The sequence below is a fragment of the Vreelandella nigrificans genome (assembly GCF_002374315.1).
Lineage (GTDB): Bacteria > Pseudomonadota > Gammaproteobacteria > Pseudomonadales > Halomonadaceae > Vreelandella > Vreelandella nigrificans.
Genome location: NZ_NWUX01000001.1, coordinates 575,606 through 587,574 on the forward strand (window position 1 = coordinate 575,606; position 11,969 = coordinate 587,574).

At 49.8% G+C, this 11,969-nt stretch carries 12 protein-coding genes; 5 read left to right on the plus strand and 7 right to left on the minus strand.

Features of this window, described 5'->3' with window-relative positions; translation table 11 throughout:
* Positions 1-8: 8 nt before the first annotated feature.
* Positions 9-677, minus strand: a complete 669-nt coding sequence (locus tag CPA45_RS02800; RefSeq protein WP_096650092.1) for a 7-cyano-7-deazaguanine/7-aminomethyl-7-deazaguanine transporter — start codon at positions 675-677, stop codon at positions 9-11.
* A 167-nt stretch (positions 678-844) separates the two neighbouring features.
* Positions 845-2,761, minus strand: a complete 1,917-nt coding sequence (locus tag CPA45_RS02805) for a propionyl-CoA synthetase (protein ID WP_096650094.1) — start codon at positions 2,759-2,761, stop codon at positions 845-847.
* 288 nt (positions 2,762-3,049) lie between these two features.
* On the opposite strand from CPA45_RS02805, the gene CPA45_RS02810 reads away from it, so the two are divergent.
* Positions 3,050-3,370, plus strand: coding sequence for an ArsR/SmtB family transcription factor (locus CPA45_RS02810; protein ID WP_096650096.1), 321 nt, complete (start codon positions 3,050-3,052; stop codon positions 3,368-3,370).
* Positions 3,371-3,422: 52 nt separating this feature from the next.
* Here the strand turns inward: CPA45_RS02810 and sohB are convergent, their stop codons facing one another.
* Positions 3,423-4,469, minus strand: coding sequence for a protease SohB (sohB, locus tag CPA45_RS02815; protein WP_096650098.1), 1,047 nt, complete (start codon positions 4,467-4,469; stop codon positions 3,423-3,425).
* 225 nt (positions 4,470-4,694) lie between these two features.
* Here sohB and CPA45_RS02820 point away from each other — a divergent pair, with 225 nt between their 5' ends.
* Entirely contained in the window at positions 4,695-5,006 is a 312-nt protein-coding gene (locus CPA45_RS02820; protein ID WP_096650100.1) for an SCP2 sterol-binding domain-containing protein, read from the plus strand.
* Positions 5,007-5,043: 37 nt separating this feature from the next.
* Here CPA45_RS02820 and nudC read toward each other — a convergent pair whose 3' ends face one another.
* From nudC to CPA45_RS02840, 4 genes are read right to left on the minus strand one after another with little or no spacing between them, the layout of a single operon-like run.
* The gene (gene nudC, locus CPA45_RS02825) at positions 5,044-5,826 is read right to left on the minus strand and encodes an NAD(+) diphosphatase (RefSeq protein WP_096650102.1); all 783 of its coding nucleotides are present in this window, start codon (positions 5,824-5,826) and stop codon (positions 5,044-5,046) included.
* Positions 5,819-6,553 (minus strand): DNA polymerase III subunit epsilon, encoded by a 735-nt coding sequence (gene dnaQ / locus CPA45_RS02830; RefSeq protein ID WP_096650104.1) that lies wholly within the window; start codon positions 6,551-6,553, stop codon positions 5,819-5,821. The genes nudC and dnaQ overlap by 8 nt, the downstream gene beginning before the upstream one ends.
* Positions 6,541-7,020, minus strand: coding sequence for a ribonuclease HI (gene rnhA / locus CPA45_RS02835; RefSeq protein ID WP_096650107.1), 480 nt, complete (start codon positions 7,018-7,020; stop codon positions 6,541-6,543). The genes dnaQ and rnhA overlap by 13 nt, the downstream gene beginning before the upstream one ends.
* A complete protein-coding gene (locus CPA45_RS02840; RefSeq protein WP_096650109.1) occupies positions 7,013-7,813 on the minus strand; it encodes a class I SAM-dependent methyltransferase in 801 nt (266 codons plus the stop codon). The genes rnhA and CPA45_RS02840 overlap by 8 nt, the downstream gene beginning before the upstream one ends.
* Positions 7,814-7,948: 135 nt before the next feature.
* Here CPA45_RS02840 and gloB point away from each other — a divergent pair, with 135 nt between their 5' ends.
* From gloB to CPA45_RS02855, 3 genes are all read left to right on the plus strand, one after another.
* Positions 7,949-8,716 (plus strand): hydroxyacylglutathione hydrolase, encoded by a 768-nt coding sequence (gene gloB, locus CPA45_RS02845; RefSeq protein WP_096650111.1) that lies wholly within the window; start codon positions 7,949-7,951, stop codon positions 8,714-8,716.
* A gap of 29 nt (positions 8,717-8,745) precedes the next feature.
* Positions 8,746-9,966 carry a transglycosylase SLT domain-containing protein gene (locus CPA45_RS02850; protein WP_096650113.1) on the plus strand — a complete coding sequence of 407 codons (1,221 nt, stop codon included), beginning with the start codon at positions 8,746-8,748 and terminating at the stop codon, positions 9,964-9,966.
* Positions 9,967-10,072: 106 nt separating this feature from the next.
* A complete protein-coding gene (locus CPA45_RS02855; protein ID WP_096650115.1) occupies positions 10,073-11,950 on the plus strand; it encodes an extracellular solute-binding protein in 1,878 nt (625 codons plus the stop codon).
* The last annotated feature ends 19 nt before the right edge of the window (positions 11,951-11,969 follow it).

Genomic DNA, 11,969 nt, shown 5'->3' on the forward strand with positions numbered 1-11,969 from the left:
CTTCGCCACTATGCAGTTCTAGGGGGCATGTCAACTTGGCCTGTCCACACTACCAAGCGACGCGTTAACCATGCTAATAGCAAACCGTATAAGGGCAAGAAGAATAGTAGGCTAATGGCTAGCTTAATGGCGTAATCAACCACCGCAATCTCAACCCAGTGGTTCGCCATGAAAGGGTCAGGGCTGTTATAGAATGCTACAAAGAAAAATGCGAAGGTATCCGCTAAATTCCCTAAGATCGTCGAACACACAGGTGCTACCCACCAAGCCCATTGGCGTAAACGGTCAAATACCTGCACATCTAATAATTGCCCTATGACATAAGCCAGAAAGCTAGCTAGCGCGATACGAGCCACAAACAGGTTCCATTCACCTAAGGCATCCAGGCCAGCAAAACTACCACGCGGAAAAACTACCGACACGACATAAGACACGACCAGTGCAGGCAGCATGACACGCAAAATAATGCTACGGGCAGGACCTTTGCCAAACAATCGCACCGTCAAGTCAGTGGCTAGAAAAATAAACGGAAAGCTGAATGCCCCCCAGGTAGTATGAAACCCAAACATCGTAAACGGCAGCTGAACCAAATAGTTACTAGCGGCGATAATGCCAATATGGAAAGCAACCATTACCAATAGGCAACGGCGGTACTGTGTATCGGTCAATGCAAACATGTAGGCTGGCCTTTTTTTAATGTCAGGAGGGGTTAGGGAACCCTCTAAAAAGCGTTTTTAACGCTACCGGGCGCGCATTATACGCTTTCCGATAAGTAATAAAAGGCAAGGTAATAAAAGCCGCCCAGAGAAGCAGACGGCTTTGGGGAAGGTCTTGCTCAATAGACTCAGAGGTCTAACGGTTTAGCTCGCTCCGCAGCACCCACTGAGCGCTCGCACATAGCGACATGAACGTCTTCCAGGCTAGTGGGGTCATCAATCGTCGAAGGTATGCCAAACTGTTTACCGTCTGCAATATTGCGCAATAGCTTACGCAATATTTTACCAGAGCGTGTTTTGGGTAATCGATTAACCACTAACACTTGCTTAAAACATGCAATTGGCCCAATACGTTCACGTACTAAGCTAATTAGCTCGGCTTCAAGCTTAGCCTCATCACCATCAAAGCCATCCTTGGGGATCACCAAGCCAATGGGCAACTGCCCTTTTAGATCATCGTGAATACCAATCACCGCGCACTCTGCAACGGCTGAGTGCCCCCCTACAACCTCTTCCATTTCACCAGTCGATAGTCGATGTCCAGCGACATTGATCACATCATCGGTTCTTCCCATGATGAATAAATAACCATCTTCATCGAAATAGCCGCCATCACCGGTTAAATAATAGCCTGGAAAAGCTGCCATGTAAGCGCTATGAAAGCGCTGCGGGTCACGCCATATACCAGTTAAACAACCTGGGGGTAGTGGCTGTTTAATCACCACACTCCCCTGTTGCATGGGCGCTGCTCGCTCACCGTCACGGTCTAATATTTGTACATTAAAGCCCGGCACTGGATACGTAGCAGAGCCTGCTTTGGCTGGTACTGCCTCAACGCCTGGTAGGTTAGCCGCAATAGGCCAACCTGTTTCAGTTTGCCACCAATGGTCGATAACAGGCACATCTAGTAGATCATCTAGCCAGTGAAAGGTTGGTGGATCTAAGCGCTCGCCAGCCACATAGAGATGCTCAAGGCTACTAATGTCGTAGTTGCCTAGCAGTTTAGCATCCGGGTCCTCTTTTTTAATCGCACGAAATGCCGTCGGTGCGGTGAAAAAGCTCTTCACTTTATACTCGTCAATTATCCGCCAGAAACTTCCAGCATCTGGCGTTTTTACCGGCTTCCCCTCATACACAATGGTGGTACAGCCGCGAAGCAAAGGCGCATAAACAATATATGAGTGGCCGACTACCCAACCTACATCAGAGGCGGTAAACATCACATCGCCTGGCTCCAGTGCATAGATAGCCTCCATGGAGTAAGCCAGCGCGACTGCATAGCCGCCGGTATCGCGCACTACCCCTTTGGGCTTGCCAGTAGTCCCAGAAGTATAGAGCACATACAGTGGGTCTGTTGCCTTAACGGGCACGCAGTCAGCAAAAGGAGCACTTGCCACTAGCTCAGCCCAGTCGTAATCGCCCTCTAATAGCTCTGCGCGGAGCGCCTCACGCTGAAAAACAACACAAGCGTCGGGTTTGAAGCTACTCAGCGCGATAGCTTGCTCAATAATTGGTTTATATGGCAGTACCTTATCAACTTCGACCCCACAAGATGCTGCAACAATAACCTTTGGCTCTGCATCCTCGATGCGGATGGCTAATTCATGGGGTGCAAAGCCACCAAAAACCACAGAATGCACAGCACCTAAGCGAGCACAGGCATACATGGCAACCAAAGCTTCCGGAACCATAGGCATGTAGATAACTACCCGATCACCTTTGGTAACGCCTAAACTTGCAAGTCCACCGGCAAATTTGGCTACGCGGTCACGCAACTCATGATAAGTAACTGTCTGCTTTGACTGAGTAACGGGGGAATCCCAAAAAATAGCGGGCTGACCGCCTCGTCCTTGCTCAACGTGATAATCAATAGCGGCATAGCAAATATTCAGCTCGCCGTCACCAAACCAGCAAGCGTGCTGTTGATCATCATAAGAGAGCGTAGTCGCTGGTGGTGTGTACCATGGCAGCCGTTTTGCCTGCTCTGCCCAGAAGGTTTCGGGATGCTCCACCGATTGCTGATAAGTACGCTGATAGAGAGTCATAGTAGCTTTGCCTTGATTTTGTCAACGAAATGAATCCAATTGTTGACACTTTATAAAGTTAATTGCATTGCCACCCTCATACTATGGGATACATCGCGACTAAAGCCGTATAAAACAATCCAAGTTGTCGACAACCAAAGGCGGTATTACCATTGATTAACCGTTAAACTTGCGTTTGGACAAAACCCGCTAAATTACTGATCATTGAATCAACAAGTCCTCGCGACGCGACGATGCCTAAACAACCATAACAACGCTGTTTTTATCAGTGTAGGCAAGGAGATACTTATGTTTGCTTCCCCAAGCGCCGCTACACGCCTGCTAGAAGATAACTGCCAAGCAATCGAGACTGGCACCAACTTGCTTAAAGCACTCGCTAACGAAAAGCGCCTACAGATCCTTTGCTTGCTAGCAGAGAAGGAGCTGTCAGTCACCCAGATTAATCAGCAGCTAGCACTTAGCCAATCTGCCCTCTCACAGCATCTGGCGATTCTGCGTCGAGATCAATTGGTTAACACACGCAGGGAATCACAAACCATTTTCTACTCCCTTAAAAGCGATAGCGCCAAGGCTATCATCGATACCCTGGCGCATTTCTACGCGGCTTAAACTGGCAAACGACTCTTTGTAAGCTTAAGTATAACGTGCACAAGGCTTGTGCTTAGCGGCGCTGCCAACCTGCAGCATCGACTAGGCCCAACCCTTTTACAATGGCTTGCTCTACCCCTGCCGATATTGCCAACCCAACTTTACGACTTATCGATTTGGGAGGTTCTAGCTTCACGTGATAGACATCAGCTTCGGCCATACGCTCAACCAAATACGCCTCGCTAGTGCCGACACTATCTACCAGCTGCTGCTCAAGAGCTTCACTGCCATACCAGATCTCACCGGTTGCTAGCTTGTCGATATCCATGCTGGGGCGATGTTGGGAAACGTAGTTTTTGAATAATTGATGAGTGTTTTCCAAGTCATCAATAAACTTCTCACGCCCCTCTTGGGTATTCTCGCCTAAAACGGTCAAGGTGCGCTTATATTTACCCGCGGTGAGAAGTTCAACATCAATGTCATGGCGTTTAAGTAGACGATGTATATTGGGAACTTGTGCAACAACGCCAATAGAGCCAATCACCGCAAACGGCGCTGCCTTGATATGGTTAGCTGTGCAGGCCATCATGTAACCGCCGCTCGCAGCAACCTTATCGATGCAAACGGTTGTTGTTAACCCAGCCACACGAAGCCGATCTAGTTGAGCCGCGGCGAGCCCATAGGCATGCACTAGCCCTCCCGCGGATTCTAAGCGAACAATCACTTCATCTTCAGTGCTGGCTACTTCGATAATTGCAGACACTTCCTGAGCAAACTGCTCTGTTTGAGACGCCTTTAAATCACCGTGAAAGTCTAGAACCCATACTTTTGCAGCATGCTGGTGCTCACTTTTGCCTTCTTTGGCGGCTTTGTGTTTGGCCTTCTCTTCTTGTCGAAAGGTTTTGATTAGCTTTTTACGCGCTCCCTGCTCTGTAGTGTGTACACGCAATCGACGTCCTCGAGCACGCCGCTGGTCATTTAGCGACTCGATACGAAGCTTGAGGCTATCATCGTTAGATTCTTTGCTACGCATCACAAGCAACAAAGTCATCCCCACCAGCGCCACTACAACAGCTGTCTGGATTAGGAATGTCCCCATATCTACAAGCCACTCGCTCATAAGCATTCTCCACCATAATGTTTAAACGTTACGATCTTTCACTTAGATCATTCACTTTTCTGCGCATATGATCATCTACGCTTGCAGCTCTATCAATGGGCACCCCAAACTCATAGCATCATAGCCACGACGCTTGATTAAAACGATTGTTTGAAATAGTCTCATGGGTAACGTGCTGATTCCTCAGTGCCTGCACTCTTAATCCACCTATAAGGAATTTGTATTATGTCATCGAATACGCTTGAAAAGTTACAAGCCCGTTTCAACTCAGAAGCAGCAAAAGGCATGGATGAAGTGTTTCAATTCCATTTCACTGATGCAGGCAGTCACTACTTGAATATTCAAGACGGTACTCTCGATGCCCAAGAAGGCGAGCACGATGATCCTTCCGTTAGTTTGACTATGAGTACCGAGACCCTAAAAGGCATCATGAGTGGCGACGTTAATGGCATGACAGCCTTCATGACTGGAAAACTGAAGGCGACAGGTAATGTCATGCTGGCTACCAAGCTCACCACCCTATTCCCGGGCAAGTAGCCTTCCAGGGAATAGAGTAGGTTACGGTAATTGATTGTTAATTACGCCAACGTGCCAAGTGAGTCTCAATGAGCTCACGCGAGATAGAGTAAGGCGGCGGCAGCGCGGGTAGCTGTCGCGGCGAAAACCACGCGGCATCGCTAATCTCGACTCCATCAATATGAATACGCCGCGTGGTTGCTTCAGCAAAAAAGCCAAACATAAGCGAGTGCGGAAATGGCCACGCCTGACTTTGGTGGTAACGCAGCTGGTCAACGTGCACCCCCACCTCTTCAAATACTTCCCGATGTACGGCCTCCTCAGCAGACTCTCCAGGCTCAATAAACCCCGCAAGCGTTGAATACCGCCCTGGTGGAAAACGAGGGCTACGCGCTAGCAACATCGCCTCACCGCAAGTTACCAAGGTAATGATACAAGGTGAAATACGCGGATAATTGCGATGCCCACAAGCGTGGCAATGCATGGCGAATTCAGCCTCCAGCTTAGTCGCTTTTTCTCCACAGCGGCCACAGAAACGATGATTCTCCAACCAAGCACCTACCTGTAGCGCCGTAGAAAGCAGGCTAAACCATGATGCGGGTAAATCTCCGAGCCATTGTCGACCGTCTATCCAACCATCCCCTGGTGTGCTTTCAACCAGCAGTGCTACCGGCTCATCGTGCCAATAGCATAATGGCTGCATCTCCTCACTCCAGGGCTGTAAAGGCTGCAAGGGCGTCAGCTCGCCACCAGCTAATAAGGGCGCAGGAGCCAAGTGGCTACGGGCGACACGGATAACGCGCCCTTCACGCGCATGGTGGGGAATTTCACGTCTAAGCATCAGTGCGGAGTTCCTCAAACCAGCGTAGCTTATGTGTTTGGCATTTAGCTTGATGCGCAGCTTGTTCGTCAGTAGTAGGGCGAATAACTCGTAACTGCCCAGGGCTAAGCGACAGCCGCTCAACAGATAGCCCCTCGTTGGTCTGGTGCTCTTGCTGCTTGCTGGAGGCCTCAGCGTCTAACGTTAGTGCTGTTTGGCCTCCCGTCATCGCCAAGTAAACGTCTGCTAGAATCTCGGCATCTAGCAAAGCACCATGTAATACGCGGTGCCCATTATCTATATCGTATCGCTTACATAGTGCATCTAAGTTATTACGCTGGCCGGGGTGCATCTCCCTCGCCATGACCAACGTATCAAGAATACGACAATGTTCTCGCACTGGGCCTAGCACCGGCGCTTTACGCCGCTGATTGAGCATCGTTAGCTCATGATCAATGAACCCAACATCGAAAGGCGCGTTGTGAATAACTAGCTCAGCACCTTCGATAAATGCCCAAAAAGCATCTGCAATTTCTGCAAATACTGGTTCATTAGCCACTTTGGCATCGTCAATACCATGAACCGCAACGACTTCAGCGTCGATATGCCGCTCTGGGTTAATGTATTGATGATAGGAGCGGCCGGTAAACCGTCGATTAATCATTTCAACAGCACCAATTTCCACCAATCGGTGACCATCTTTTGGATCAATACCGGTAGTTTCAGTATCTAAAATCACTTGGCGCATGTGGTATTCCTCTGATGCTCATCAATGGCTTCATTCGCTAAGGCATCTGCTCGCTCATTTCCAGGGTGACCGCTATGCCCTTTTACCCAGTGCCAATCTACGCTATGCCGCTGGGTTTCCTCATGCAGAGTTTTCCAAAGCTCAGCGTTTTTTACCGGCTGTTTCGCTGCTGTTTTCCAACCGCGTTTGATCCAATTATGGATCCACTGAGTAATCCCCTGACGAACGTATTGAGAGTCAGTCCAGAGGGATACTTCGCAGGGTTTATTAAGTGTTCTCAGCGCCATAATGGCTGCCATTAACTCCATACGGTTATTCGTTGTCTCGGCTTCATAGCCTTTTAATGTCTTCTCATGCTGACCACTTGAGAGCACGACCCCCCAGCCACCCGGACCTGGATTTCCTCGGCACGCCCCATCGGTATAAATTGTCACCCGGGGCAGCCCTTCGGCTGCTTGCTTACTCACGCTCTCTATCCTTTTTCAGACGACCTTGGTTTGAAGAGTGGCAGTGCGCTGAAGCACCGTTACGCGTCGCTCCAAGCGAGGAGGCAGAAATCGGAGCACGCAGCCCAAATTTGACTCGTTCGATGGGCGCATGACGCTCGCGACGCTGCGCTTGAATCATATAGCTTTCACCTAAAGGGAGGTTATGCCGTCGACCCCAAGCCTCCCAGTGCTCGCCACAAGTGGCGCTCATTGGACCACGAAAGCAGCAGTAGTCTACGCGTTCTACCTTAAAGTCGACAAATGCCAGCCAATCCCGTAGCCGATTAGCAGTGCGCCATTGCCCATTCCAGGGAAACTGCGACCGTTTTTTACGCCAGCGCTGGGCTAAACCACCAAGACCAACTGGGTTAAAACCAAACAGAACCAAAACACCGTTATCAGCCGTCACTCGTGCTGCTTCTTGAAGTGTAAAATGGGCATCCGGCAAATGCTCTAACCAATGATGCACAACTACTGTATCCATGCAGCGGTCAGGTAGGGCTAACTGATCCGGTGGGCATATAAGTGTTGACGTTGACTCAGCCAGTGAACGAACAGGCGCCCAGCGAACCACATGGGGTATAGCTGACATAGTCATTAACGCTGGTCCCATGCTCATCTCTAAACTATGCCCACCTTTACGTCCTTCCACTACAGGGCCAAGGCAAGCACGCTGCACATCCCACAGCGAACGGCCGGCCTCGGTTTGCCAATACGCCTCGCTTTGAGCCATCTGCTTTGCCAGCATGAGTGCCATCGCCGAATTTGACATGAACAGCGCTTACCTCCACAGTATTGACCTTTTAACGTCTTTAATATGCTGTTTTAGGCATCATAAAACCCTAAATAGCGCTTATCCATTAACTCTGCGTGTAATCACCTATACGAACTTCAAAGGATCTCGCCCATGATGAGCGTGACACCGATTCCTGCCCTTAGCGATAACTATATTTGGCTAATAAGACAAGATACCAGTCAAAGCGTTTGCGTGGTGGATCCTGGTGAAGCGGCGCCTGTCATCGAGCGTCTTGAGCGTGAGTCTTTGCAGTTGGAAACCATTTTGGTTACTCACCACCACCATGATCATACCGGTGGGCTGCATGAGTTGATTAAACGCTACTCACCCCGTGTAGTGGGTCCTGCAAACTCATCAATTGAAGGTGTTAACGAGCCGGTTGGTGATGGCGACGAAGTAAGGATCTTAGGGCGCTTATTTGAAGTAATAGCCACGCCTGGCCACACCTTAGACCACCTAAGCTATTTCACCCCAGGTATCCCTGCTCTGCTTTTCTGTGGCGACACGTTATTTTGTGCCGGTTGCGGCCGTCTGTTTGAAGGGTCACCAGCACAAATGTTCGCTTCACTGAAAAGATTTATGGAACTCCCAGAGGATACACTGGTCTTTGCAGCCCATGAGTATACGTTGGCCAATCTGCTATTTGCTCAAGCTGCAGACCCAAGCAATGAAAACATTAAATACGCCTTGCAAGAGAGTGAGAAGGCGCGCGCCTTAGATAGGCCCACTTTACCCAGCACGATAGGACGCGAGCTGAAAATTAACCCTTATCTACGCGTGGATACTGACAGTGTACGCCAAGCAGCAGGCACTCAGGGCTCTAATGACGATGATCTCGCAACGTTCACCACTCTGCGCGAGTGGAAGAACCGTTTTTAAGTAAGCTATCGAAAAGAAACGAACCGACTATGACGTATCGAACGATTCGCCAGCGCTTATTATTAAGCGCTGGCAGTACTGTAATAATGGGCCTTCTGATGGCTGCAGCAGCAAGCTCTCAGGCATCTGCAACTAATTATAGCAGCACTTACCCGTCAGCCACGCCAGCCCCATCAGCAGCGGCAGACTCACACACCTCAGCACGCCCCTCCACGTTTTATACCCATTTCTGGGAATCGCTGGTGCTAGAGCCACGAGATGCTTGGAGCGCCCTACGCGCAAACTTCCAATGGCAAGATAAGCAGCTCTCTCCAGAGGCTCAGGCCAGAGTGGACAAATGGATAGAGCACTATCAGGCAAGCCCACAAAATATCGTCGCAATTACACAGCGCTCTGCTCCGTGGCTAGCATGGATTACACAGCAGGTTGAAGAGCGAGGGTTGCCGGGTGAAATCGCCTTAATTCCTTTTGTCGAAAGCTCTTTCGACCCTAGCGCTCGAAGCCATCGAGGTGCCGCAGGATTATGGCAATTTATGCCAGGCACAGGTGATGCACTAGGCCTTGTACGTAACGGTAACTATGATGGCCGTTTAGATGTAGTAACGTCCACCGACGCAGCACTTGAATACCTGGAAATGCAGGCAGACCAGTGGTATGAGGGTGACTTGATGCTATCACTAGCGGCGTATAATGCTGGCGCAGGCACCGTGAACCGTGCTCAAAGACAAGCATTAAGCCAAGGTCTATCAGGCGAGTATTGGGATCTTGCTCTACCCAATGAAACCATGCAGTACGTCCCTAAGCTAAAAGCAATTGCTACAATTATTAGTGATCCTGAATTTTATGGCGTCGACCTACCCGAGATCCACTCAGATCCCGCTTTTGCAAAGGTACGATTGGAGCAACCGGTTAGCCTTGCCCAAGCATCACAGCTATTAGATGTTAGCCAAGCAGCGCTGGCCGAGCTAAACCCTGGCCTGCTTAATGGCAGTATCGATCCAAACAGTGCACAGACCTTATTAGTGCCCGAAGAAGTAGATACCCAGGTGTTAGCTCAGCTTTCACAGTCTGGCAATAGCACACTCACCACTGCTGAGGCACCAGATACTTACCGCGTTGAAAATGGTGACAACCTATCGGCGATCGCAGCACGCTATAATCTTGATCAGCAGGACTTAATTAGGTGGAATGCAATAGATCGCCCGGAAGCACTTCAGCCAGGCCAGCTACTTAGCCTTTCTGGGCGTTGAAACGAGGTAGCATAGACTTTATCACTTGAGCTTTTATTTATGCTCTGTTTCATGGGTTTTGTTACGACGGTTTGTTACTGCAGTTCGTTACTACAGGAAGTTACCAATGCCACGCGGTGTGTTGTTTACTAATACGCTTTTGATCATAAGCGGCTTCCTGCTTAGCATGTCGCTATTTGCTTCAGATGGTCTCGTTGAAACCACTCCGCCCGGCCCCGTTGAAACCACTCATGGGTTGTCCTTGTACGACAACCCAGAGCTAGCCGAAGACTTTGCTTATTTCCCCCACGTCAATCCGGTGGCCCCAAAAGGTGGCACTATCACTCACACTGCTGTGGGCGGTAGCTTTGACTCAACGAACCCCTTTATTATTCGAGGAACCCCAGCCACCGGCATTTCGAACATCTATGACACATTGATGACGAGCAACCCAGGAGAGCCCTTTAGCCTATATGGATTACTAGCAAAAGGTGTTCGTTTAGACCCTGATCGTCACTGGATTGAGTTTGATCTTCGCCCTGAGGCACGCTTTCAGGATGGTGAGCCAGTTACTGCCTACGATGTCGTCTTCACCTTTAACCTACTGCGTGAAAAAGCCAATCCCTTTTACGCTAGCTACTATGCGGGTGTTGAGCGGGTCATTGCGCAAAGCGAACATCAGGTGCGTTTTGAATTCAACAATACCGAGTCTCGTGAGCTACCACTTATCGTGGCTCAGCTACCTATTCTGCCCCGCCACTATTGGGAGCCTCGGGACTTTACATCACCCACCCTAGCGGCACACCCTGGATCCGGCCCCTACCGCATTGGTGATGTAGATCCTGGGCGGCGCATCGTGTTTAAGCGGGATGAGAACTACTGGGGGAAAGATTTACCCGTAAATATAGGCCGTCATAATATCGATCGAATTATTTATGAGTACTACCGCGATCGCGATATTGCCTGGGAAGCCTTCAAAGCTGGGCTAACCGACTTTCGCATTGATGCTCGCGCAGCCACCTGGGCAATTGGCTATGATTTTCCGGCTTATCGGGACGGCTTGATTAAGCGTATTACTGTACCAGACGTAAATCCTTCGATGATGCAGGCGTTTGTATTCAACCTGCGTAAAGAGCAGTTTCAAGACCCACGGGTTCGTGAGGCGCTTAGCCTAACGTTCGATTTCCCATGGCTAAATACAAATATTTTCTATGGTACTTATCAGCGTACTGAAAGCTTTTTTCAGAATTCTGAAATGGAAGCCACCGGGCTACCATCGGAAGATGAGCTGGCGCTTTTAGAGCCATTCAGAGACGAGCTGCTCGCCTCACACCGCTCTGAACGACTTTTTACCGACCCGCTGCCCATCGAGCACCCTACCAATCTGCGTGATAGGCTGAGGCTCGGCCTGGACTTGCTACATGAGGCAGGATATGAAGTTGATAACGGCGTTCTGGTCAATAACGAAACAGGCCGCCCCCTCAGCGTAGAAGTACTGCTATATGATTCAGGCTTAGAACGTGTAGTGCAGCCGATGCTACGCAATATGGCGCGGCTTGGCGTACAGACTTCACTTCGCATCGTTGATATCAATCAGTTTCTTAATCGGCTACGCAGCTATGACTACGATATGGTTATTAGCCATTTCCCTCAATCTAATAACCCAGGCAATGAACAACGTGACTACTGGACCAGCGCCGCTGCTGAAGCTCCACAAAGCCGCAACCGGATGGCTCTAGCCCACCCTGCCGTTGACGCACTAGTTGAGCAGTTAATACGCGCTGAAGATCGTGAAACACTAGACACTGTCACCCATGCCCTTGATAGAGTGCTGCGCTGGGGGTTTTACGTCATACCCCACTACCACTCGGGTGAATCCCGTATCGCCGTTTGGGATAAGTTTGGCTATCCAGAGCCATTCCCAGAATACGCCATGGACTTAGATGCCTGGTGGGTAGATACCGAACGTGAAGCAGCCTTGCAGCGACGTAATCGTCGGCGCTGAGCCTTGCTAAATCACAACG